This is a genomic window from Dickeya sp. MK7 (assembly GCF_000406305.1).
Lineage (GTDB): Bacteria > Pseudomonadota > Gammaproteobacteria > Enterobacterales > Enterobacteriaceae > Dickeya > Dickeya fangzhongdai.
This window is the reverse complement of record NZ_CM001984.1, coordinates 3,735,675-3,759,945: the sequence shown is the minus strand read 5'-3', so window position 1 is coordinate 3,759,945 and position 24,271 is coordinate 3,735,675. Positions and strand designations below refer to the sequence as shown.

22 protein-coding genes and 3 pseudogenes are annotated in these 24,271 nt (G+C 51.7%); 19 read left to right on the top strand and 6 right to left on the bottom strand.

Annotated elements, in window-relative coordinates; genetic code table 11:
- Positions 1 to 31: 31 nt before the first annotated feature.
- The 3 genes and pseudogenes from DXXMK7_RS16275 to DXXMK7_RS22380 all read right to left on the bottom strand — a co-directional run.
- On the bottom strand, positions 32 to 640 hold the full coding sequence (locus DXXMK7_RS16275; protein ID WP_127353489.1) for a hypothetical protein: 609 nt from the start codon (positions 638 to 640) through the stop codon (positions 32 to 34).
- Between the two features lie 205 nt (positions 641 to 845).
- Positions 846 to 2,165 (bottom strand): site-specific integrase, encoded by a 1,320-nt coding sequence (locus tag DXXMK7_RS16270; protein ID WP_038919982.1) that lies wholly within the window; start codon positions 2,163 to 2,165, stop codon positions 846 to 848.
- 225 nt (positions 2,166 to 2,390) lie between these two features.
- Positions 2,391 to 3,026: pseudogene (locus tag DXXMK7_RS22380) on the bottom strand (site-specific integrase); the annotation flags it as partial.
- Between the two features lie 386 nt (positions 3,027 to 3,412).
- Here DXXMK7_RS22380 and DXXMK7_RS22845 point away from each other — a divergent pair.
- Entirely contained in the window at positions 3,413 to 3,592 is a 180-nt protein-coding gene (locus DXXMK7_RS22845) for a hypothetical protein (protein ID WP_038919981.1), read from the top strand.
- On the opposite strand, the gene DXXMK7_RS16260 is transcribed toward DXXMK7_RS22845, so the two are convergent.
- On the bottom strand, positions 3,589 to 4,338 hold the full coding sequence (locus tag DXXMK7_RS16260) for an SDR family oxidoreductase (RefSeq protein ID WP_038919980.1): 750 nt from the start codon (positions 4,336 to 4,338) through the stop codon (positions 3,589 to 3,591). The genes DXXMK7_RS22845 and DXXMK7_RS16260 overlap by 4 nt on opposite strands.
- A gap of 159 nt (positions 4,339 to 4,497) precedes the next feature.
- On the opposite strand from DXXMK7_RS16260, the gene DXXMK7_RS16255 reads away from it, so the two are divergent.
- The 8 genes and pseudogenes from DXXMK7_RS16255 to DXXMK7_RS16225 all read left to right on the top strand — a co-directional run bounded on the left by DXXMK7_RS16255 (position 4,498) and on the right by DXXMK7_RS16225 (position 11,246).
- Positions 4,498 to 5,409 (top strand): LysR family transcriptional regulator, encoded by a 912-nt coding sequence (locus tag DXXMK7_RS16255; RefSeq protein WP_038919979.1) that lies wholly within the window; start codon positions 4,498 to 4,500, stop codon positions 5,407 to 5,409.
- 217 nt (positions 5,410 to 5,626) lie between these two features.
- Positions 5,627 to 5,842: pseudogene (locus DXXMK7_RS16250) on the top strand (transposase); the annotation flags it as partial.
- Positions 5,843 to 6,118: pseudogene (locus tag DXXMK7_RS16245) on the top strand (type II toxin-antitoxin system RelE/ParE family toxin). It abuts the pseudogene before it with no gap.
- A gap of 170 nt (positions 6,119 to 6,288) precedes the next feature.
- The gene (locus DXXMK7_RS22045) at positions 6,289 to 6,690 is read left to right on the top strand and encodes a hypothetical protein (protein WP_071605267.1); all 402 of its coding nucleotides are present in this window, start codon (positions 6,289 to 6,291) and stop codon (positions 6,688 to 6,690) included.
- Between the two features lie 492 nt (positions 6,691 to 7,182).
- A complete protein-coding gene (locus tag DXXMK7_RS16240; RefSeq protein WP_193745925.1) occupies positions 7,183 to 8,328 on the top strand; it encodes a D-alanyl-lipoteichoic acid biosynthesis protein DltD in 1,146 nt (381 codons plus the stop codon).
- Positions 8,329 to 8,454: 126 nt separating this feature from the next.
- Entirely contained in the window at positions 8,455 to 9,573 is a 1,119-nt protein-coding gene (locus DXXMK7_RS16235; RefSeq protein WP_038919978.1) for a cytochrome c552, read from the top strand.
- The gene (locus tag DXXMK7_RS16230; RefSeq protein ID WP_038919977.1) at positions 9,570 to 11,006 is read left to right on the top strand and encodes an AMP-binding protein; all 1,437 of its coding nucleotides are present in this window, start codon (positions 9,570 to 9,572) and stop codon (positions 11,004 to 11,006) included. The genes DXXMK7_RS16235 and DXXMK7_RS16230 overlap by 4 nt, the downstream gene beginning before the upstream one ends.
- Before the next feature lie 18 nt (positions 11,007 to 11,024).
- On the top strand, positions 11,025 to 11,246 hold the full coding sequence (locus DXXMK7_RS16225; protein WP_033570547.1) for an acyl carrier protein: 222 nt from the start codon (positions 11,025 to 11,027) through the stop codon (positions 11,244 to 11,246).
- Positions 11,247 to 11,579: 333 nt separating this feature from the next.
- Here the strand turns inward: DXXMK7_RS16225 and DXXMK7_RS16220 are convergent, their stop codons facing one another.
- Positions 11,580 to 12,629 (bottom strand): GlxA family transcriptional regulator, encoded by a 1,050-nt coding sequence (locus DXXMK7_RS16220; protein ID WP_038919976.1) that lies wholly within the window; start codon positions 12,627 to 12,629, stop codon positions 11,580 to 11,582.
- A 171-nt stretch (positions 12,630 to 12,800) separates the two neighbouring features.
- Between DXXMK7_RS16220 and DXXMK7_RS16215 the strand changes: the two genes are divergently transcribed.
- From DXXMK7_RS16215 to DXXMK7_RS16175, 10 genes are all read left to right on the top strand, one after another.
- Entirely contained in the window at positions 12,801 to 13,589 is a 789-nt protein-coding gene (locus tag DXXMK7_RS16215; protein ID WP_038919975.1) for an alpha/beta hydrolase, read from the top strand.
- A gap of 230 nt (positions 13,590 to 13,819) precedes the next feature.
- Complete coding sequence (locus DXXMK7_RS16210; protein WP_038919973.1) at positions 13,820 to 14,443, top strand: FMN-dependent NADH-azoreductase; 624 nt, start codon at positions 13,820 to 13,822, stop codon at positions 14,441 to 14,443.
- 23 nt (positions 14,444 to 14,466) lie between these two features.
- Positions 14,467 to 14,775: a YciI family protein gene (locus DXXMK7_RS16205; protein ID WP_038919972.1), complete on the top strand. Its 309-nt coding sequence runs from the start codon at positions 14,467 to 14,469 to the stop codon at positions 14,773 to 14,775.
- A gap of 505 nt (positions 14,776 to 15,280) precedes the next feature.
- Positions 15,281 to 16,972 (top strand): sensor histidine kinase, encoded by a 1,692-nt coding sequence (locus tag DXXMK7_RS16200; protein WP_038919971.1) that lies wholly within the window; start codon positions 15,281 to 15,283, stop codon positions 16,970 to 16,972.
- Positions 16,966 to 17,691, top strand: coding sequence for a two-component system response regulator BtsR (gene btsR, locus DXXMK7_RS16195; protein WP_038919970.1), 726 nt, complete (start codon positions 16,966 to 16,968; stop codon positions 17,689 to 17,691). The genes DXXMK7_RS16200 and btsR overlap by 7 nt, the downstream gene beginning before the upstream one ends.
- 286 nt (positions 17,692 to 17,977) lie before the next feature.
- Positions 17,978 to 20,125 carry a carbon starvation CstA family protein gene (locus DXXMK7_RS16190; protein ID WP_038919969.1) on the top strand — a complete coding sequence of 716 codons (2,148 nt, stop codon included), beginning with the start codon at positions 17,978 to 17,980 and terminating at the stop codon, positions 20,123 to 20,125.
- Between the two features lie 99 nt (positions 20,126 to 20,224).
- Entirely contained in the window at positions 20,225 to 20,428 is a 204-nt protein-coding gene (locus DXXMK7_RS16185; protein WP_024106984.1) for a YbdD/YjiX family protein, read from the top strand.
- Between the two features lie 33 nt (positions 20,429 to 20,461).
- On the top strand, positions 20,462 to 21,424 hold the full coding sequence (gene yjiA / locus DXXMK7_RS16180) for a GTPase (RefSeq protein WP_038919968.1): 963 nt from the start codon (positions 20,462 to 20,464) through the stop codon (positions 21,422 to 21,424).
- A gap of 277 nt (positions 21,425 to 21,701) precedes the next feature.
- Positions 21,702 to 22,394, top strand: a complete 693-nt coding sequence (locus tag DXXMK7_RS22040) for a hypothetical protein (protein WP_071605225.1) — start codon at positions 21,702 to 21,704, stop codon at positions 22,392 to 22,394.
- Positions 22,395 to 22,635: 241 nt separating this feature from the next.
- Positions 22,636 to 23,082: a hypothetical protein gene (locus DXXMK7_RS16175; protein WP_038666446.1), complete on the top strand. Its 447-nt coding sequence runs from the start codon at positions 22,636 to 22,638 to the stop codon at positions 23,080 to 23,082.
- Between the two features lie 105 nt (positions 23,083 to 23,187).
- Here the strand turns inward: DXXMK7_RS16175 and eutR are convergent, their stop codons facing one another.
- Entirely contained in the window at positions 23,188 to 24,231 is a 1,044-nt protein-coding gene (eutR, locus tag DXXMK7_RS16170; RefSeq protein WP_038919967.1) for an HTH-type transcriptional regulator EutR, read from the bottom strand.
- Positions 24,232 to 24,271 lie beyond the last annotated feature (40 nt).

Below are 24,271 nucleotides of genomic sequence, written 5' to 3'. Positions count from 1 at the left end.
TCCTACTGGTTTCTTGTAATGATGATGAAACCTAATTCGTAGTGATTAGCAATGGTAATGTTAGAACTTTGCTGCTGTCATAATATACATCGCCAGGTAATATTATAATACTCCATTGCATGTTTTTTGGTAACTGGCAGTTTAACTTTCCGAAGTAATGTTTTTTGTCATAATCGATCAATGCAGAGTCGATGAATTTATCGGAGTTGAATTTTCTGTTTCCACTAATATAAACATGATCGGCGTCATTGTGAGCGAATTTATTTCTGTGGAGAAAATATCCAGGTGTACCGGGTACTGGCATTGACAATTCAGTATTTTGTTTGCTTGATAAGCTAAATTTCTGCACCGCCTCATTAATTGACGCTGAATCTAATGAAGTCCATTCAGCTTTACCATTACTGATAGAGCAAAGCGACTCAGCATCTTTCATTGGTGCTTTAACCTGGTTTTCGACAAATAGCGCTGTGTCAAATCCAAAAACATTATTGTTGAGTTTATCTATATACCATAAATCGGAAAGCATTACTTGTGGTTGCTTATCTTTATATTTCTGTATGTCTGTTTGATTGATTGAGGATACACATCCTGTCATTAATAAAGTCGCTGTTAATATAGTTGCTTTGTTTTTTATTTTCATAATCTATGTAAGCTCTCTGATTTTATTTTTAAAATTTGTATCACTTGATATTTAACTGACAGATATAGTTATCGGCTACTGTCTGTGATTCCTTAGTGATATTTTTAAACTGATTTTAGATCTTTCCTCATGAATATGGAGTGTTCTTTAATTTTAATCAAATATCCAAAAATACAAATGGGTATGTTGTATGCTTTCATGGATGTTATTTTTTACCAAAACTAAATTTAACAACATTATTTGGTAAATTATCGTCATGCCTAATGACTTCATGTTCAATAAAATCACCCCATTTAAGAAACAGATTCCGCAATTTTTCTGCTTGCTGACCGACTTGATAGGTTCTGATCAAACGATCCTTGGGAACATGGTTCAGCAATAGCTCAATCAGGCGCTCAGGTGCGTCCAGATATTCAGCACAACCTGTTGCAACGCTGCGACGGAGATCGTGTGGTGAGAAGGCGGAGACTTCTGCCATATGCTTTGTTCTTAAACGTTCAAGAGCACGAGTTATGGCATCACCAGTGACGGGGAAACCGGGTTTACTGAGAGATTCGAATACCCAGGCACCTTCTGAAATAATGCGTTGCGTTTCCAGTATGCTCAGGACAAGAGGGTGGAGGGTCACAACATGGCTTTTACCGTTTTTGGTTTCGGGTATTGTCCAGCGGTCGCCTTTAATTTGTTCCCAGCGCATATTCACGACTTCTGAACGCCGCACACCCGTAAGAATAATCACGCGCAGTGCATTGGCGATGGCCTGGGAAAGTATGACGCTGGATGCGATACCCCGACCTCCTGATGAAACACCACCACCGCCGAATCCAGCTTCGTCCAGTGCCTTCCACAGCATTTGCAGCTCATCTTGTGGCAACCATCGTTCACGTGGTTTACCCATTGAGGCACCAAACATAGCTGGTTTGAGTAAGCGTGCCGGGTTGTGGTCAATCAACCCCTGTAACGCGGCGTGATCAAGCGTCATATTGAGAAGGATAAGCCCTTTGCGGACACCTTCAACACTGGTTTTCCTTACCCTTATAAGATGCTCATAAATAACGGCTCTGGATAAATCACAGACACGTACTGAACCTAATCCTTTTTCCAGGTGACGGTGATAGGTTCCCTTGTAATCTGCCAGGGTGCGTACTCCAATAGGTTTACTTGTTTCACGGAGTACCAGCCAGTCTTCCCACAATTTTGAAAAAATCGGCATTTGTTCATTTTGCTGTTTTTCCGCTTTTCGGGCATAGCGTGGATCAATACCCTGCTTAACCAGTTCTACCGCTTCTGCATGCGCTTCACGCGCCTGAGCCAACGTCATAGCAGGATAAGAACCCAGGGTGATTTTGATTTGTTTCCCGTTGAGATAAGGACGGTACAGCCAGCTCTTTGTTCGACTCCCGGATCGGGATTCGACTGACAGGCCAGAACCTGCTTTTGATTTAACACTGACGACAATACGGGTTTTACCCTCTTCTGGCGTCAGGTTTGCTACCTGTCTGTCCTGGGTGATCATCGTTGCCATTTCGACCTCATCTCGCGTACTTGCTGGCGTACTTATTTAGCATTGTATAGAGCGAAATCTGTTGGAACAATATGAGACGGTTTTTAAATTTAACTTTATGATTTTGTGTAATTTATTGGTGTGACATGGGATGTAGTGAAACATGCTGAAATCGACCTTTTTTATTTTCGTAATGCGAAGGTCGTAGGTTCGACTCCTATTATCGGCACCATCTAAATCAATCGGTTACCTTGATTTCATATAAATCACATTCCCTCCTTGTGCCATATTTGTGCCATTTCGTTCTAAAATCGCATCGATTTTGCAGGCGTGTTCACTCAGATGCCCCGCCGACAAATGAGCGTACCGCTGTACCATTTCCAGCGTTTCCCACCCGCCCAGTTCTTTTAATGCGAGCAGAGACACGCCCGACTGGACAAGCCAGCTTGCCCATGTGTGTCTTAAGTCGTGGAATCGGAAGTTGCTAATGCCTGCCCTGCTGAGCCTTCAGTATTTGCAGAGCGGTCTCATTAAGCGGAACGCCTATCGTGTTACCTGCTTTGGTTTCATTCGGATGCATCCAGGCGATCCGTTTTCCGAGGTCCACTTGCGACCATTCGAGATCGGTAACTTTTGATCGTCGCAGCCTGGTTGTAATTGCAAACACAACCAGTGGGAAGAAATGCGGCGCGATGTTGGCAAATAACCGCTTTGATTCTTCCTCTGTCAGCCAGCGTATCCGTCCGTTTTAATCCGCGGTGTGGAGATCTTTGGTGCCTGGTCGAGCCACTTCCATGTGACGGCAAGATTCAACAGCGCGCGGATGAAAGCGAGGTGGGTATTGCACGTCGCCTTCGCTGCGGTTTTTTTCCTTATATTCGGGTGTCTACAAAGATGGAGTGAGTTATTTTTTAATATTATCAATAAAATAAGATACATGTTCTATTCCTATTACCGAACCATATAAATCAATCGATTACCTGAATTTCCTGCACTGGTTTTTACTCTGAGCTACGCCGGGGTTACGGTTCTCGGTACATTGGGCCGTTTACAGGCCGCTGTTGATTGGCTTGAATCGCTATTGCGCCGGCGAGCAGCGTGTATTTATCCACAGCCGGTGGGTGGGTGGGCGTAATTTAGTGGCTTGAGCCTGGAGGGAATGCTGTCAAGTACGTGGACTTGGTCCAGCGCCAGCCAACGGGCCAGTTGCATCAACTCCACCACATCAAGCCTGCGCTCGCCATTCTTGATTTCGGCAATGAAGGATTATGGCTTGTACGCCAGCGTTGCTGTTGTTCCAGGTAGGGCTGTTCCAGATGAAAAAATGGCGGGCGATCCAGTTGTTGCGCGCCGGTAAGTTCTTGTGGTGCTATGGGCTCCTCCTGTGCCCGGGCCGCTGGCAGGGCGCAGAGCGCTATCAGCAGCAGCCCGATTGTTTTGACTCTTAAATCTGCGCCATGCCGCCATCGACAAACAGTTCGATGCCGTTAATAAAGCTGGCTGAACCGGAAGCGAGAAAAGCTACCGCTTTGCCAATTTCTTCCGCTTCTCCCAGACGTCCGAGTGGTACCTGAGCTGCCAGCGCGTCGTATAATCCCTGACGATGCTCGTCGGCGACCAGCCCGCCCAAGCCTGGCGTACGTATTGGGCCGGGGCTGACGACATTAACCCGAATGCCGCGTTCTTTGAGATCCAGCAACCATGAGCGCGCAAAGTTACGCACCGCCGCTTTGCTGGCGCTGTAAACACTAAAACTGGCCGAGCCCTGGACTGAGGTCGTTGAGCCAGTGAGGATGATGGATGCGCCATTGGTCAGTAGCGGCAGTGCTTTTTGCACGGTGAATAACACCCCGCGAACGTTGGTGCCGAAGATACGGTCAAAATGCTCTTCGGTAATCGCTCCCAGCGGCAACATGTCGCCACCGCCAGCATTGGCGAAGAGAATATCCAGTTGCCCGGTACTTTTCGCAATGTGCGCATACACCTTGTCCAGATCCGCCAGTACTGACGCATCGGCGCGAATACCGGTTGCACTGCCGCCGATATCAGCGACCGCCGAGTCGAGTTCTGCCTGACGACGACCGGTTATGAATACGCGTGCGCCCTGTGCCGCCAGCTCTTTGGCCGTTGCCAGGCCAATTCCACTCGTACCCCCGGTGATCAGGGCGATTTTTCCGTTCAGTTGTTTGCTCATTTTCATCTCCTCAGTATCAAATTCAGATTAATGGGTACGCTTGATGTGCTGCCTATGGCGCTACAGTAGCGCTGTCGTTTTTATTGAGAAATAGTGAAAAATGAAAATAACTATTCACTGCTGTGTATAATCTGATGGGCTATTGTATGGAGGATTAAGATGGATCAACTGATGGCAATGCGGGCGTTTTCCCGGGTAGTGGAAGCGGGTAATTTCACCCGCGCGGCGGACTCACTGGCGATGCCCAATGCCACAATGAGTAAACTGATTCAGGAGCTGGAAGCGCATCTCGGCGTCCGTTTATTGCACCGCACGACTCGCCGCGTTACTGTGACTCCCGAAGGTCGGGAATATTATGAAAAGAGCACACGGATACTACGCGATCTGGAAGATATTGACGGCGCATTCAACGCCGCGCGAAGCAAACCGCGTGGACAACTGCGCATTGATATCGGCGGTTCCACTGCCTGCGATGTACTGATCCCCGCGCTGCCTGATTTCCTGACGCATTATCCCGATATCCACATCGATTTAGGTGTCTCGGACCGTACCGTTGATCTGATAAGCGATAATGTGGATTGTGTCATTCGCGGCGGTCCGCTGGAAAATTCGTCCCTTATTGCGCGCTATATTGGCTCGGCAACGTTTGTAACCTGCGCCACGCCGTCTTACCTGAAATGCTACGGGACACCTTCCTATCCGGAAGAGCTTAAAAACGGGCATCGTCTGGTGAGCTTTATCTCGCCACAGAACGGCAAAGCCTCTCCTTTTCGCTTTGAACGTCAAGGGGAAAAAAAAGAAATTAAAATTGATCACCGTATCGGGATCAACGAAAGCAATGCCCATCTGGCCGCCGCCCTGGCGGGGATCGGTATTGTTCAGACATTCAGCTATTCTGCTGGTAAGGCTATTGAGGAAGGCGTTTTGACAGAAATTCTTCAGGAATGGCGTCCAGCCCCGTATCCTTTCCACGTTGTTTATCCGCAGAATCGTCATGTCACACACCGGCTACGCGTGTTTATCGAATGGCTGCTGGAAATATTTCCGCAGCGAGTGAAGGGAGCCGGCTAGTGGTTATGTCGAGCGGAAGGCGGTGCAGCGGCAAATTAGCTGTGACTCACGTACTCACGAGTAGCCGTAGCATAGTCAGGCTCTATCAATATGCTGGAGCACGGAGTTACTGGCCCGCACGTCAACCGGCTTTTTGACGTGACACTTCACTGCTCCACCTTGCACCGATACTTCAAACAGGCGGGTATGGTCTGGCGCAGAGCCGCGCCGACGAGCATTACGACGCACATACCGGCGAGCCAAAACCATTACGTTGGTGGTTGATAACTACATCATCCATAAAAGCCGCAAAGTGGAGCGCTGGCTGGCGGAGAACAGGAAGTTCCGGCTGCTGTTTCTGCCGACCTATTCGCCGTGGCTGAATCCGATAGAGCGACTGTGGCTGTCGTTACACGAAACGATAACGCGAAACCATCAGTGCCGGTCGATCTGGATGAGTTATAAGCTGGAGTTTGTGAAGAGCTCGCGCTGAAAGAATTTAAGAAACTGGGCGCGCCGGTGCGGGAACAGTTCATCAAAAAGCTGAAAGACGTGTTGCAAAATCCCCATCTTCCCGCCAATCGGCTGCATGGCATGACGGACTGCTACAAAATCAAACTGCGTTCCGCAGGCTATCGGTTAGTGTATCAAATGCTTGAGCATGAGGTCGTGGTGTTGGTTCTGGCGGTGGGCATCGCTGGTTTACCAGGCGGCGAAAGATAGGCTCTAAGCCGAATCAGCGTGCGGTATGGCTAAAAGGTGATGAGCCACCCACCACCCGTTCACTCGTTGATAAACAATCTGTTTATCAATGGTATATAGACCACACGTCGTGTGCAGTGATAGCGTACTCCTGCGACAAGAAAGGTTTTACCCTTCACTCAGGCTGAGATGCAATCCATGCGAAAATGTATTCTTTTTTTTGCCATGACAATCCTGTTGACAGGGTGTATAGCAAAATCACAGGCACCCGATCCGTTACAGGTTCAACTTGCTAATTATGGAACGTTACCCGGCGACTATAAGCAAAGTATTAAAAATCATTTTTATTATCGCTTAAAAGATCCCTACAGTGCTCATTATAAATTTTTTGAACCTTATAAAGGTTATTCGTGGGTCATGAATGTTCCAGCCGATAAAGAACAGTTAATGTTTGGCTGGATTATCCCTGTATCGGTCAATGCTAAAAATGGATTTGGTGCTTATGCCGGCACGGTTAGAGTTATGATTATTTACTCGAATGGTCAGTATCACGATCTTTCCACCATAAAAGGAACAACGAAAATTACGCGCGTACCATAAATATTTTTAGGTAACGGAGAGGCTCGTGTAAGTCTCCCAGCAATCCGAACCGGGTCTGGATGGTTGACTCACCAAGTCAGAAAGGAAGAGAGCCACGATTGATAAGCGCTGGCTCGTCAGTTGTCCTGCTTTGCCACGGCATACCCGGTTTTATCAGAATGATGCATGATCCGATCCTGTAATCTGCCAAAAGTTCGATTTACCCCCCAAAACCCCTTCATGCCCTGAAACCGGCGTACCGGACGGAAAGTGTATAACGGTGTCGCCTGGCAATGGCATCATCTCCTGCATCACCCCTTTTTCCGCTCATCCCAGTACCGGTATGGGGCTTATACTTAAGACGGGCTAAACCCTGTACATACCGTTACACAGCAGTACTCATCATCGAATATTAGCTTGGTATATAGTGTCGAAAAAAACAGTAGTCGATTCACTGTGAAGATAAAAAATTAACAATTTTTAAACAATTTGATACGATGTGGTTTTACTTTTATGATAAAAATTAAAAATACTATCTGCCTACATATCCTGATGGCGACCCTGGCCATCCTGTTTCTGAGCGTTCCCCCGCTGGTGACGAGCTTTGATCCGCCGCTAACATTCCAGCCGCTGATTAAAACCCTGGAAGGAACGCCAAAAGAGCTGAAGGAGAAAATGGCCACCATTTCCCATGCGTTGCAGGGAAATGCGATTTTTTTCATCGGTGCTTCGGAAGTATCCACATCTGAAGATGAACATTACGCGGTATATAATTACTTTAATAACCAGTTAAAACGACCGGTAGTCGCCTATGGTGATGCTTATATCGATAACGTCGCGCATTTTTTACTGCTCTCACGTTTTAAAAATGACCTGAATGCGAACAGCAAGGTGGTTTTACAACTGGCGCCGGATAGTTTTTACGGCGATGGCCTCCCACCGGCAGTTTTTGCCGACAATTTTCCGGCATCCGTTTTTAATCCCCTGATGGAAGATACTCAGGCACGAAATTTTCTGGTTGATTATTTGCAGCATCATATTAATGAGGAAGAGATCAGCCATTTAACTTTTGCTCAAATGGGCATTTATGGCTGGAACCTGAATATTGTCTGGCAGGAAATAAGCTATCAGTTTGCGATCTTCTGCGAGATGGTAAAGAACGACTGGCTGGCAATGTTGGGAATTGTCCCTCAGCCTTCACAACCGTGGCCCACTCCGCCTGCGACTGAAATCGTTCCCGATTGGGATAACGAACTGGCTCACGCCCATGAATTGAATAAGTCTCGCCAGCAAAGCGCGGAGACATTGTGGATGGATAAGTCTGTATTCGATGAGGATCCCACGCAGGATGTGTGGGATGACGCACCGCTATATCCCACACAAATGGAAGCCTTCCAGGCGACCATCAAACTGCTGAAAGAGCGTCACGTTCAGGTTGTGGTGATTGTCGATGCGATTAATCCGTGGGCGATTAAAAACTCTGAGAAATTCCAGTCTATTGATAAACAAATCAGGTCGGAGCTGGAGGCGAATCAGGTGCCTTATCTGGATATGTACGCGCAACCTTATCAGAACGGCTGGAATTGGGATCGCCTGCACCCGACAGACCCGGCATGGGTTGTGATGGACCGTTTTATTGCTGAGAGTTTTAAACGATGAAATACGCTATTCGCCTCTTTTTTCTTTATCTCTTTCTGGCGGTTACCATCGTCGCGTGGACCTCTGTTGATGACAGCATGAGTTTAAAAGTACATTTTGAATATCAAAAGTTCTGAAGGATGAATGATGTATAGCTCCGGAACATTTTTTTTCTTTCTGTTTTTATCAGCACTGCTGTTTGCGCTGGTTAATCGGCTATTTAATTACCGACTGACTTATTTATCCGCTTTTTCGGTGCTGACAATATTAGGCTGGGGATATATTTTCCAGGGTGATTATATTGTGCCCGTGGCAGTTTTCCTGGGCTTTTATATTCTGGTCACGCTGAAAGAGAAAGGGTGGTTAAAAACCTGGCAGGCGGTCTGCCTGACGTTGCTCCCGTTGTTTTTGGTGAAATTGCACCTCAACAACCATCTGGGTATGCTCGGCTTGTCTTTTATGACTTTCCGCGCTATTGATGTATTACTTTATCGCACCAAAAAAGATAGTCAGAATTTCCTGCATTACTTTTGCTATCTTTTCCTGCCATTTATTATCACGGCCGGTCCGATGTATCGCTGGCGGACATGGACTAATGATATTAATAAACAGGTTTTTACTATCACCCGTGAGCAGTTTTTACCCGCCATGGAGCAAATTTTTGTCGGTATTATCCAGAAGTTTTTATTAGCCATGCTTATCGACAACCTGGTTATTCAGTCATGGAGTCATCGTCCATTTACGTTAAGCGTTGGCGTCGTTATGTCGCTGGCCTACAGCGCGTATCTTTATTTTGACTTTGCTGGGTACAGTAATATGGCGATTGGGGCCGGGCGCTTGTTTGGCCTGAATATCCCGGCGAACTTCAATATGCCCATTCTGGCGAAAAATCCACAGGATTTCTGGCGTCGCTTCCATATCAGCCTGTCTGAATGGTTGAGGGACGTGGTCTTTATGCCGATTTATATGAATTTGATGAAGCTCGACTTTTTCCGCCAGAACAAAACGCTGGCGCAGAATATCGGCATTTTTTGCACTCTGTTTTGTATGGGGGCATGGAACGGACTCGAACGACACTATATCATTAGCGGCGCGCTGTTTGGCGCCATTTCCGTTGCACACAACATGCTACAGTGGTCAGCCAAACGCAGTCCGACGCTCAGCAACTGGTTACATTATCCAGTTATTGTGTTTTTGGGACGAATTCTGACGCTGGCAAGCGCCGCTGTCTCCCTTTACATCTTTAGCGGAATGTCACCTCTATGAACCTTCACTCCGAGCTTCAGGAACTGCAAGATTTCTTGCGTACGGCATTACTTGAGCCCGCGAACCCACATCAGTTGGCGATTAGCGGTAGCGACGAAGCGATGACCTGGCAACAGCTATCCGTAGCCGTTACCGACTGGTCGCAGCGCTATCAGCAGTGCCGGCAGCCTGCCGGGACACCGGTAGTTTTATACGGACATCAGCAGGCTGAATTTGCCGTGGCTATCTATAGCTGCCTATTGCATAACATTCCGTATATCCCGGTGGACTGCATCTATCCTCAGGAGCGGCTTAAAGAGATTTGCCAGCTGGCGAGCGCCCCTTACTATTACGATGTGGCGACAAAGCAGTTCGTTGCAACCGGTGAGCTTGGTCAGGTGCTGGTCGAACAGGATCTCGCCTATATCATGTTCACCTCTGGAAGCACCGGAAAGCCTAAAGGGGTGCAGATCGGGCGTGAAAGCCTGTGGCACTTCATGAAGTGGGTGCGTCAGGACTTTTCACTGCCTGAAGTGCCGGTGCTGATGAACCATGCGGTGTTCAGCTTCGATCTCTCGTTGATCCCGCTGCTGGCGAATCTGGCAACCGGGGGGCATATCGTTCTGAATGCGAAAGAGGATATCGCCGCGGAAAACTGGCTTGAGCGACTGAAAAACAACGGCGTTTCCGTCTGGGTTTCAACGCCTTCGTTTGCCTACCAGAGGCTGCTCTCTCCGCAGTTCAACAGTGAATATTTACCTGAACTCAGCGTCTTCGTGTTCATCGGCGAAGTGTTAAACAAAGCGCTGGTAAAACAGTTACGCCGTCGCTTCCCGCACGCCAAAATTCTTAACTCGTATGGCCCAACGGAAGCCACCATTGCGACAACCGTCATTGAAATCACCGATGAAATCCTGCACAGCGAAAACGACCTGTTGCCGATCGGCGTGATGATGCCGGACACCAGAATGGAAATCACCGCAGACGGTGAGCTGGTGATCTGGGGCAAACATGTGATGCGTGGCTACCTCGGGCTCTCTAAGGAGAACGCGGAGAAATTGCTGCATCGGGAGAGTGAAGCGTTCCGGGGTTACAGAACCGGCGATCTGGGCTATGAAGACGATGGTATCCTGTACTGCCAGGGCCGAAATGACAGCCAGATCAAGCTGAATGGCTACCGTATCGAAATCAACGAGATTGAAAATCGCCTGCTGGCGATGTCCGATATCAGCGAAGCGGTGGTCCTGCCGCTGATGAAATCGGGCGGCGGCGTTCTGCGTATTGCGGCGTTTTGCGTGACGAACTTAGCCCCTGAAGCGATTAAAACCTCGCTTTCGAAGGTGATTCCACCCTATATGGTGCCTTCTCAAATTATAATTAAAGATGCGCTGCCGCTTAATCCTAACGGCAAAATCGACCGTAAGCTGCTGGATACCCATGCCCGCACTAACTGATCACACCAGGAAAAAATGATGGAACAAGAAATACTCGCCCTGTTTGAAAAGGTCTTATCCCGCAAAGTAGGCTTTAACGATGAGCTGATTGAGTCCGATATTCTCGACTCTATTCTGGCGGTAGATCTGGTGCTGGAAGTACAGGACGTTTACGGCTGCATGATCCCACCGACCGAAGTCGCCAACGTTCTGAAGACTCCGGCGGATTTGGCTCGTTACATTGAAGAGAATCGCGGCTAACCTTTAACCGGCGAAGGCTTTCGTACTTTCAAGACCCTGGATGTCATCATTCAGGGTCTTTTTTTCAGGTGACGCGGATAAGAAAAGCAGCAGAAGCATCAGCCTCCAGGCTGTCCCGCCGCTATGGCTTTTGCCGACATCTATCACTGGTTCAATCTTGAAGGCCTGCCTCACCGGTTATCCATATATCCGATGCGATCCACCCGGTTAATAAAGGGATGGATGACATGAGCACGAACCACCGGGTAGCGCGATTTTGCCCGGCAACCCTATTTTTCTGGCAACCCTATTTTTCCCGGCCACCATATAGAAACGGTGCGAGCATCACGCCGCTCAGGATTGGTCGTGGTTATCCGATATTATGTTTTTATCGTTTCTCAGCAAATTATCATTTCTTAATAGCGCCCACTTTCGATACTGGATTGGCGCCATTCCCATCAATTGTGAAAAGGCGCGCCTGAAGGCGGTGTCTTCACTGTAACCACATTCCCGGGCCACCTGTTTGATGTTGGCTGCCGGGTTTTCGAGAAGCAGACAGGCCGTTTCGATCCTAACGCGTGTAATAAAGTTTTTGGGGCTTTCGTTAGTCAGCTCCTTAAGCTTTCTGTGAAGCGTCCGATCGCTAAAGTTCAGGGCGCTGGCTAATTCCTCCGCGGTCATGGACGGGTTTTCGTATCGGATCAGGTGTTCAGCGCGCAGCAGCAAAGGATCAACCGTATTCATAAATCCTTGCGGAGCATAAATACGTTGCGACAAGGGCTGGCTGTCGGCAACGGCGATATCTGCCGCCAACTTGGCGACGTTGGGCCCGGCTTTATGCCGAATAATATGCAGGGCAAGCTCAACCCAGGATAAGGGGCCGCCGGTGGTTATGATGCCATCCTGTTCTTCCAGCGCTTTGCCCCATACCGGTTTTGCCTTTGGGTATTTTTGCTTGAAAGTATGGTAGAGCCACCAGGTCGTGCTGCAAAACCGTCCATCCAGCAGCCCGGCATCCCCCAGAATGAAACTCCCTGCGCATGCGCCGCCTATCAGCGAGCCACGCTGGTATTGCTCTCTTAGCCAGCTTGCCGATTCGCTGACCGATGACGTTGCTATCGGCAATTTATCGGGGCCGAGCACCATTCCCGTTGCCAGAACCACGTCGGATTTGCCGATTGCCTCAAACGAACTGTCGACATGAATAAGCCTTCCCTGTGCGTCGCGTACTGGTTTTCCGTCGACGCTGATAATGGCTGTTTCAAAAGACAGGTCAGGGGGAGAGGATAACGGGTTCTTCTCGGGCCGTGCCATCAGCGCCTGATTCACAATCCAGAACATATCGGCCAGTCCCGCTATGGCCGACAGCATACTGCCCGGCAACGCCAGAATTGAAATACGCATGGTGATTTTCTCCCGTCATACAATTTGGCGAATTTTGCATGAACTATGTCAAGTTTGCCACCTTACCACAAGCGTTTGGGCCGGCTAAACTTCAACCATTCCGTATCGTCAGGGGAATACCGGCACCAGGGAAAACCCGGCGATCAAGATTAATCCGCCAAAGGAGAGCATATGACCGATTCCCGCATGACATGGCTGCACAATCTGGTTATCGCCGTGGCTCTGACGCTCTGCTTCAGTGTTCAACAGACTGCGGAGGCCGCGAAAATTAACAATATGAATATCAAGAATATCGTGTTGGTGCATGGCGCATTCGCGGACGGCTCCAGCTGGTCGTCCGTAACGGCCAAATTACAAGGCATGGGATACCATGTCACCGCCGTGCAAAACCCTCTTACCTCTTTGGCCGACGATGTCGCGGCGACAGAGCGCGTGTTGCAAAGACAGCAGGGAGACGTCTTGCTGGTGGGGCATTCATGGGCGGGAGCGGTCGTCACCCAGGCGGGGAATGCGCCGAACGTTCGCGGCATCGTCTATTTATCGGCGCTGGTTCCAGACAGCGGAGAATCCGCCGCTGACTTATTGCAACGGCTGGGCGCGCCGATGGAAGGGATGGCGCCGGATGCCAATGGGTTAATCTGGCTGGATAATCCGGAACAGTATCGTGCGGTGATGGCAGGGGACGTGCCGTTAAAAAAAGTACTGGAATTAACCGCGGTACAACAGCCGATCGCAGCCAAAGCGTTTGGCGATAAGGTTCAGCACGCTGCGTGGAAAGATAAACCCACGTGGTATTTGCTGACGGAGAATGACCACGCATTACATTCATCGGTTCAGAAAAAAATATCCGACCACATCGGCGCAAAAGTCATGTCGATTTCATCCAGTCACATGTCTCTGGTGTCGCACCCTGATGCTGTCGCGAATTTTATTGATAGTGCCGCCAAAGCAATTAAATGATTATACCCGTCATACTTCAAGTTGCAGATGCGTTGGCTTTCCTCGCTCACCCCAGTCACTTACTAATGTAAGCTCCTGGGGATTCGCTGCGTCGCCGCGTTACAAGACTCATTATGAGTCTTGCCCTGAAGGGCCAACGCTTTGCGTTGTTCAAAACGCAACACGTTTTGTCCTGCAACTCGAATTATTTAGGGTATAAACGGTAACGTTAAAATAAAGGAGAAGTTATTGTGAAAATCTTACATATAGACTCCAGTATTCTTGACGACGGTTCAGTAACACGGCAGATTTCCGCTGATGTTATTGCGCAGTTGATCAAACACTATCCGCAGGCCACCGTGTCTTACCGTGATGTCGTTAAACATGAAATACGCCATCTGACCGGTGCTATCGCCGCTGGTTTTCGCCAGATAGCGTCAGCGTCGGTGGACAGTTCGACGTTGCAGGAGCATATGATCTCTGAACAGCTGGTGTCAGAGTTTCTGACCAATGACGTAATTGTCATCGGCGCGCCGATGTACAATTTTTCAGTACCCAGTCAGCTGAAATCGTGGCTGGATAGAATTGCACAGGCAGGAAGGACATTTAAATATACCGAAAAAGGGCCGGTAGGCTTGTCCGGCGGCAGAACCATCATTGTGGTATCTGCGCGCGGCGGATTTTATACCGAGCAGCCTTTTGCCGGTATGGACTTTCAGGAACGCTATCTCCAGGCCTTTTTCCGGTTTCTCGGTATTAACGATATTTATTTCATTCGTGCGGAAGGCGCATCAAAAGGCGATGAAATAAAAAATCATGAAATCCAAAATGCGAAGGCGTCCATCCAGACAATCATCGACTCCCTTGCCGTCTAATTTACTTAATTAAGGTGGTAGCTATGTTATATGCAATTACGCTTGAGTATGCCAGCCCCAAAAACGAACTTGAAAAGCATATTGATTCACATAAAAAATGGCTGGCTGATAATATCAAACAAGGGACCGTGATTTTTGCTGGTCCATTAGAAGACGGAACCGGCGGGTTTATTCTGGCTTATGCCACGGATAACGCGGCAGTGCGTGCCTCGTTGTCAGACGACCCGTTCGTCAACCTGGGTTTGGTTAAGGTGGATATAAAAGCGATTGAACCGGCAATTTGCTCTGGGCACTTTTATTCCGGATGGGCCGGGAACGCAAAATCGTTGTAATAATCTAAATCCCCCAATGAATGATTTCTGTGCTGGCGAAACGATAATATCATCCGGAAGTCAATTCTGTATTGACGTGTAATACAGCCTGTTTTCAATGCAATATATGGTGTCGGGTTGGTTTTTTACTTGCTGCATCATGTTTAATTCAATGTCGGGGTTTTAGTTAAATATAATATTTTTAGTTTAATACCGTACATACCCTAAATCATTCGGGGGGCGGTAATACCGTATATCCCCAGCCACGGACCTGAGTCTGTGGTTGGGGAGCATTGCCGGTGCCAGTCTGAACACCGTTTGCTGCACTCCCGAAGGGGAAAGGCCCAGGAAGTGGGCCGGGCAAAACAGCCGACTCGTTCTTAACGAGGACTGTGACGGAGATACAAAACCGGCGGGGATGCAAATAAGTGAATCTCGTCAAAGTAACGCCGCGCTTTTGTGTTAGGGTATGCTTCCCTGAGCATCGCCAGATTTCCGGTTTTTTTGCCCCGTCCGAGTTTTTATCATGTATGAGTTCAAACTGGTTTTACTGTTGCTCCAGCAGATGTGCGTCTACCTGGTGATCGCCTATCTGCTCAGTAAAACGCCGCTGTTTATCCCGTTGATGCAGGTGACGGTTCGGTTGCCGCATAAGCTGTTGTGCTACGCCATGTTTTCCATGTTCTGCATCATGGGCACCTATTTCGGGCTGCATGTGCAGGACTCCATCGCCAATACGCGCGCGATCGGCGCGGTGCTGGGCGGCCTGCTCGGCGGGCCGGGCGTGGGCATGCTGGTGGGGATGACCGGCGGGCTACACCGTTATTCGCTCGGCGGCATGACCGCGTTCAGCTGTATGGTGTCGACCATCGTCGAAGGGTTGCTGGGCGGCATGGCGCACCGTTTGCTGATGCGTCGCGGGCGGGTCGACCGGCTGTTCAATCCCTTTACCGTGGCGGGGGTGACGTTTATCGCCGAATTGTTGCAAATGGCGATTATTCTGTCGCTGGCGCGGCCGTTTGATGATGCGCTGAAACTGGTCAAGGACATTGCCGCGCCGATGATTGTCACCAACAGCATTGGCGCGGCGATGTTCATGCGCATCCTGCTGGACCGGCGCGCCATGTTCGAAAAGTACACCTCGGCGTTTTCGGCCCGGGCGTTGAAAATCGCCGCCTGTACCGAAGGTATCCTGCACCAAGGGTTTAACGAAGAAAACAGTATGCGGGTGGCGCAGGTGATCTATCAGGAGATGGATATCGGCGCGGTGGCGATCACCGATCGTGACAAGCTGCTGGCCTTTATTGGCATCGGCGACGATCACCATCTGCCGGGAACGCCTATCGCCTCGGGTCATACCCGGCGCGCCATCGAGCACAACGAAGTGGTGTACGCCGACGGCAACGAAACGCCTTACCAGTGTTCGTTGCAGTCCACCTGCCGGTTGGGGTCGACGCTGGTGATCCCGCTGTGCGGCGAGAATCAGCAGGTGATCGGCACCATCAAACTGTATGAAGCCAAAAACCGGTTGTTCAGTTCGATCAACCGCACCTTCGGCGAAGGCATCGCCAGCCTGCTGGCCGCACAGATCCTGGCTGGTCAGTATGAGCGCAGCAAGCAGTTGCTGACGCAATCGGAAATCAAGCTGCTGCATGCCCAGGTCAACCCGCATTTCCTGTTTAACGCGCTCAACACGCTGCTGGCGGTGATCCGCCGCGACAGCGAACAGGCCGGTCAACTGGTGCAATCATTGTCGACGTTCTTTCGCAAAAACCTCAAACGCTCTGAAGAGATCGTCACGCTGGCCGATGAAATTGAGCATGTGAACGCCTATCTGCAAATCGAGAAAGCGCGTTTTCAGGAGCGGTTGCAGATCCGCTTCAATCTGCCGCAGGCGCTGATGTCGATGCGATTGCCGGCGTTCTCGTTACAGCCGCTGGTGGAAAACGCTATTAAGCACGGTACCGCGCATCTGCTGGGTACCGGCGTGATCACCATCAGCGCCAGCCAGCAGGGCGATCGTCTGTTGTTGAGCATTGAGGATAACGCCGGTCTGTACCAGCCGCGTACCAACTGCACCGGGCTGGGGATGAATCTGGTTGATAAGCGCATCCGCAGCCGTTACGGCAACGACTATGGCCTGAGCGTGGAATGCGAGCCCGATCGCTACACCCATATCCATCTAACCCTGCCTTGTGAGGAAAGCCACTCATGCTGAGCGTGCTGATTGTTGACGATGAACCGCTGGCGCGGGACAACCTGCGTTGCCTGCTGGAGCAGGATGACGGCCTTGAACTGGTGGGAGAGTGCGCGAATGCGGTGGAAGCGATCAGCGCCATCCACCGGTGGCATCCCGACGTGGTGTTTCTGGATATTCAGATGCCGCGTATCAGCGGGCTGGAGATGATCGGCATGATCGACCCAGACAACATGCCCTACATCGTGTTCATTACTGCTTATGATGAATATGCCATCAAGGCGTTTGAGGAACAGGCGTTCGACTACCTGCTCAAGCCCATTGATCCGCCGCGGCTGGCGAAAACCCTGCGCAATCTGCACCGGGAGCGCCCCGTGCAGAATATCGATAAACTGTCCGACCATCAGGCCGGTCTCGACTACATCCCTTGTACCGGGCACAGCCGTATTTATCTGATGAAAAGCAGCGAAGTGCAGTTTGCCAGTTCGCGGCAGAGCGGGGTGTATGTGACCGGCCCGCAAGGGGAGGAGTGCTTTACCGAACTGACCCTGAAAACGCTGGAAAGCCGCACCCCGTTGGTACGCTGTCATCGGCAGTATCTGGTCAATATGGACCATCTGCGCGAAATCCGGCTGGAGGAGAGCGGTCAGGCGGAAATTGTGCTGAAAAGCGGCCAGCTGTTGCCGGTCAGTCGCCGCTACCTGAAAACCCTCAAGCAACTGCTCGGCCTTAAAGGCTGAAAGCCGGGTCCGAATTGGTACGGGCCGGCTGACCTGCTGTTTTTCCGCTTTTCTGTCACCGTATTTTCGACCGACGCGTTGGCTGGCGTCGGCGTATCTCCTGTCCGGTTTTTCCTGCCCGTCGAAGCGTGAATTTTCGTCAGTTTAGGTAAAAATCCGTCACCGCTTATTCCGGTATGCGACCGGTCGTCGGCTTATCCGACCGCTAACCTAAATTCCGCTTTTACCCGACTTGTTGGCTGAATAAAGTCACGAAACGTTACTACTACATAAGAAGAGTAAAGAGATGAAAGATAAACTTCTCAAGCATCTTCCCTGGGTATTGCTGGGGTTCATCGGGGCCTGTTGTCTCGGCGTGGTCGCGCTGCGTCGCGGCGAGCACGTCAGCGCCATGTGGATCGTGGTGGCCTCGGTAGCGGTCTATCTGGTCGCTTACCGTTACTACAGCCTGTACATCGCCCGCAAGGTGATGGAGCTTGACGCCAACCGCGCCACACCGGCGGTGGTCAACAACGACGGGCTCAACTATGTGCCGACCAACCGCAATGTGTTGTTCGGCCACCACTTCGCGGCCATCGCCGGCGCCGGTCCGCTGGTAGGTCCGGTACTGGCGGCCCAGATGGGCTACCTGCCCGGCACGCTGTGGCTGCTGGCCGGGGTGGTGCTGGCTGGCGCGGTGCAGGACTTCATGGTGCTGTTCATGTCGACCCGCCGCAATGGCGTATCGTTGGGTGAAATGATCAAAGAGGAAATGGGGCCGGTGCCCGGCACCATCGCGCTGTTCGGCTGCTTCCTGATTATGATCATCATTCTGGCGGTATTGGCGCTGATCGTGGTGAAAGCGCTGGCGGAAAGCCCGTGGGGCGTATTCACCGTCTGCTCTACCGTGCCGATCGCGCTGTTTATGGGCATCTACATGCGCTTCCTGCGCCCCGGTCGGGTAGGGGAAGTGTCGGTGATCGGCATCGTGTTGCTGCTGCTGGCGATCTGGTTCGGCGGCGTTATCGCTCACGACCCGTACTGGGGCCCGGCGCTGACCTTCAAAGACACCACCATCACCTTCGCGCTGATCGGCTATGCCTTTATCTCCGCGCTGTTGCCGGTGTGGCTGATTCTGGCGCCGCGCGACTATCTGGCGACTTTCCTGAAAATCGGGGTGATTGTCGGTCTGGCTATCGGCATCGTGATCATCAACCCTGAGCTGAAAATGCCGTCCATGACGCAGTTTGTCGATGGCACCGGGCCGGTGTGGAAAGGCGCGCTGTTCCCATTCCTGTTTATTACCATCGCCTGCGGCGCGGTATCGGGTTTCCATGCGTTGATCGCTTCCGGCACTACGCCGAAGCTGCTGGCTAACGAAACCGACGCCCGCTTTATCGGCTACGGCGCGATGCTGATGGAGTCCTTTGTCGCCATCATGGCGCTGGTCGCCGCGTCGATCATCGAACCGGGTCTGTATTTCGCCATGAACACCCCGCCGGTGGGGCTGGGCATCACCATGCCTAACCTGCATGAGCTGGGCGGCGCCAACGCACCGGCCATCATGGCGCAACTGCAAGACGTCACCGTGCAGGCGGCGGCCACCGTCAGTTCCTGGGGCTTTGTGATTTCGCCGGAGCAGATTCTGCAGACCGCGAAAGACATCGGCGAACCGTCCGTGCTCAACCGCGCCGGCGGCGCACCGACGCTGGCGGTAGGTATCGCGCATGTGTTCCATCAGATTATCCCGAGCGCCAACATGGGCTTCTGGTACCACTTCGGTATCCTGTTCGAAGCGCTGTTCATCCTGACCGCGCTGGATGCGGGCACCCGTTCCGGCCGCTTTATGCTGCAGGACCTGCTGGGCAACTTCGCGCCGTTCCTGAAAAAGACCGATTCGCTGGTGGCGGGTATCGTCGGTACCGCCGGTTGCGTCGGCCTGTGGGGTTACCTGTTGTATCAGGGCGTGGTGGATCCGCTGGGCGGCGTCAAGAGCCTGTGGCCGCTGTTCGGCATCTCCAACCAGATGCTGGCTGCCGTGGCGCTGGTGCTGGGCACCGTAGTGCTGATCAAGATGAAACGCACCCGTTATATCTGGGTAACGCTGTTGCCGGCGGTCTGGCTGCTGATTTGCACCACCTGGGCGCTGGGTCTGAAGCTGTTCAGCAATGATCCGCAACTGGAAGGCTTCCTGTATCTGGCTCGCGCTTACAAACAGCGTATTGCCGAAGGCACCGACCTGAGCGCACAGCAGATCAGCAACATGCATCACATTGTCGTCAACAACTATACTAATGCTGCTCTGAGCGTTTTGTTCCTGGTGGTGGTGTATAGCATAATTTTCTATGGCATCCGCACCGCGATGAATGTGCGCAACTCGTCGGAACGTTCCGACCGGGAAACACCGTATGTGCCGGTGCCGGAAGGCGGCGTGAAGATCTCATCCCATCACTGATAGACTACGGGGATGACGTCGCCGGCAGGCGCCTGTACGGGCCTGCCGGCGTTCATGTCCTGCCGGCGCGCAGACCAGCGGATACAAAGAGAGGGCGATATGTTCGGAAACCTTGGGCAAGCGGGAAAATATCTGGGGCAGGCCGCCAGAATGCTGGTGGGCATCCCGGATTACGATAACTATGTGCAGCACATGCAGACCAACCACCCGGGCAAGGACATCATGAGCTATGAGGAGTTCTTCCGCGAACGCCAGCAGGCACGCTACGGCGGCAGCGGCAAAGGCGGTTTCCGGTGCTGTTAAGCGCACAGGCGCGACAAGGAGCTTTTTCCTATTATGACCAACGTATTACCCGCGACTATTCTCACCGGTTTTCTCGGCGCCGGTAAAACCACGCTGTTGCGGCATCTGCTGTATGCCGACCACGGTGAGAAAATCGCCGTCATTGAAAATGAATTCGGCGCGGTCGCCATTGACGACGCCTTGCTGGGCGACCGGGCGACCCGCATTACCACGCTGAGCAACGGCTGTATCTGCTGCAGCAGCGCCAACGAGCTGTCCGATGCGCTGCATGACCTGCTGGACGGTATTGACCGCGGCGAACTGCTCTTCGACCGGCTGGTGATCGAATGCACCGGTATGGCCGACCCGGGGCCGGTGATTCAGACCTTTTTTTCCGATGAACGCCTGAGCCAGCGTTTCCTGCTGGACGGCGTGATTGCGCTGGTGGACGCGGTGCACGCCGACGAGCAGTTGAGCCGGCATACCGTGGCGCAGGCTCAAGTGGGCTATGCCGACCGTTTGTTGCTGACCAAGACCGACCTGGCGGGCGATACGTCGGAACTGGAGGCGAGACTGACGCGCATCAATGCGCGCGCCGGCCTGCATCGGGTGGTCAACGGTCAGATCGACCACCGCCAGATCTTCGGCGTCGACGGTTTCATGCTCAACGATCGCCTGTCGGTGTCTCTGCCGCGTTTTCGGCCGTTGATCGAACAGGATAACGCTATCACCTCGCTGGTGGTGCGGCTGACGCGCCCGGTAGACATGGCGGCGGTATCGGCGGTGATGGAGCAGTTGTTGCTGAACTGCGCCGACAACCTGCTGCGTTATAAAGGCGTGCTGGCGATCGACGGCGATGACCGTCGCCTGCTGTTTCAGGGGGTGCAGCGGCTCTACAGCGCCGACTGGGACCGGGAATGGCGCGCCGATGAACCGCGCGAAAGCGTGATGGTGTTTATCGGCATCCGGCTGCCGGAAGACGACATTCGCCGCGCGTTTGATGCGCTGAGTGCGTGACCACGCTTGCCGGATGAAACGCGGCGGGAATATTTCAATCCGGCAAGGCTCTGCTTTCTGTTCAAAAAATAGTCGGATATTCTATTTTTGTGTTGACTTCCGATGTTGAATAAACGACTAACGGACTTCGTTGGTCGGTCCGAATAGTTGACCTTTTTATTCATATCCTCTGATTGGTCCTCGTCAGAATAACTGACCATGAATAACGTTCAGTGTTTTTGTCGTTGTTTTTATTATCGCGCATGGCGTGGTTGTCGTTTATCCGATAGGAGGTTTTATGCAGCTATTCAGTTATAAAATGACCCACGATACTGGATTCGCGCCAAATCCATTTGGCGAGACGTTAACACTGGCAACCTGTAAGCCTCATTTTCGGTTGAGAAAGCGGGTGGGGCAGTGGATTGCGGGGTTTACATCCGCTGCCTTGACTGGGGAGCCTGTGGGTGAAGAGCGTCTGGTTTATCTGATGCGGATTGGCGAAAAAATACCTATTCGTGATTACTATTACGATCCACGCTTTTTAAACAAACGCCCTGGTGAAACAACAGAAGGGCGATGCGGAGACAATATTTATTGCCCGGTGATACCAACGGCTACCGATGATGAGCATTTTGAGCTGATAGCCAATCCTCACCACGATGAAAGTGATAAAAAGATTGATATATCAGGAAGGTATGTTTTAATCGCCGATGAATTTTATTACTTCGGTAAAAACGCGTTGGTGATTCCTGCAGAACTGCGCCCTGCTATTCCCAGAGGCCAGTCGGCGCATGGTCGACTGACGACAGGCGAGCAGGTTGTCAAGTTTATCGACTATATCCGACACCATTACTTGCCAGGAAGGCAAAGCTGGCCGACGTGGTGGAAAGATGATGAGACATCATCACCGTGTGGAAAAGCATGTGCGATAAAAACACCGTCTTCATGGGATAAATACACCGGCGGAGCCGGAAAAAAGAAACGTTGTTGAATATATTACAGCATCGCTTTTCTCTGTTTACTCGTCGGTCGTCATGTAACGCAGAGCATCAACAATCAACATGTGTCATCAACAAGAATCTTATTTTGCCTTTTACCGAGATATGACAGGTGATTTTTATTACGCTATTAATCTATTTTGAAAATTAGTGTTATATTTATTACCTTTGGTGAAAACAATTTATAGATAACTATATTACGGCTGTTTACTTTATTCAGAAGGATATTGAATCATGAAAAAGGTTACCAAAATTTTAGTGGCTACGGCTTCGCTGCTGGCGTCTTACTCGGCGATGGCCGGCTGGCAGCCGTATAAAACCGTGACGTTGGATGGGTATAACAATACCGTTCCGGGAGGAAGCGCCTACAATGAAACCACGATTGCATCGGGGGTTTATCGTTTTCGCATCGACCCGACGTCGGCTGGGATTGACTATGCCACAGGGCAGGCCGGTAATACGCGTTCAAAATCGGCGGCGCTGATGGTGTATGACCGCACCAGCACCACTGACAAGACCGCCGCTGTCAGCTATTACGGCCTGAATGACGACGGGATGCATGCCGCCGCCATCATTCATGCGTTCCCGCAAACCGGGGGCTTCGACTTGTACCTCCAGGACTGGCAGCGCGTGGACAATTCGGGCACGGTGAAAGTCATCATTGAAAAATGGCAGGATTGATCGCCTGATAATCGCCTGAGATGACGAGCCGATTTCGGCCGGCTCGTTGTCATACACCGCCCGATACCTATGTCCTCCAGACCACCGCTTTCCCTTCTTTCTATCCTATCCGGCTAATCGTGCTTTTAGCGTTACCGATGGTTTTTCATCAAACAGCCGCTGGTAATCGCAGGCGAACTGGCTCAGATGCCAAAACCCCCACTGCATGGCGGCATCCTGCACGGTGCGGTGGTGGGAATAAGGGCTGACCAGCTCGCGGCGTACCGCGTTGAGGCGAATCATCTTCAGCCAGGCGTTAGGGCCGCACCCCATCACATCGCAGAACGCGTTTTGCAGCGTGCGGCGGCTGACGTGCAGGCGGCGGCACAGGTCGAGCACGGTGACCGGTTCCGACTGCTGGCTGAGGACGTATTCTCTGGCGCGGCCGATCAGGCTGCGGTAACCGATGCGTTTGTCGGTGTGCGCGCTGCTGGCGACGGCAGGCTGGGCGCTTTCCAGAAACGAGATCACCGTGGTCAGCAGGTTGTGCTTCAATACCTTGACCGCATTGCTATGGCGCAGGCGTTGCGGTTCATGACCGCCATACCAGAGCGCTTCGCGCACAAACGACCAGAAGATCTCGCGCCGGCGCGGCTCCACCAGCAGCGTGGCGCTTTGCGACAGCAGGCGGGTCAGGTGTTCCGGCTCTTCCAGTACGTCGGTGTATTGCAGCAGTTCGTCGCGGGAGACTACCACCCCCAGAATGGCGTAGTCATCCGGCGTGTTCAGTTCGAACTCTTTACCGCCGGGGCTGACGGCAATCGCGCTGTTGCTGATGGGATGGGAGCCGATGAACCCCGTCCCGACATGACGGGCCGGGATGCCGAACCAGAAGGAATCCGGCCACACCATGCAGGACTGGCGCAGCGCCAGACTGGTGTATTCGTGACAAAGCTGGATGCCGTCGAGCAGGATTTCTTGCAGTTCGCCGTTGAAATGCCCCGGCGAAACCTGATCGTAAATCTGCTGCCAGGCGGTAATGGTGCGGGACTGGGCGTAGACGTCCTGCGTCTGGCGTTGATGCACGTTATCGCCCGGCGACACCACTGCTGTTGCCGGAAGACGGCGCAACGCATCCAGATGATGCAGGTTGACCGGATTGTGTTTCATCGTCAGCTCCCCTCCGTGACAATATCGGGCGAGGTCCGCA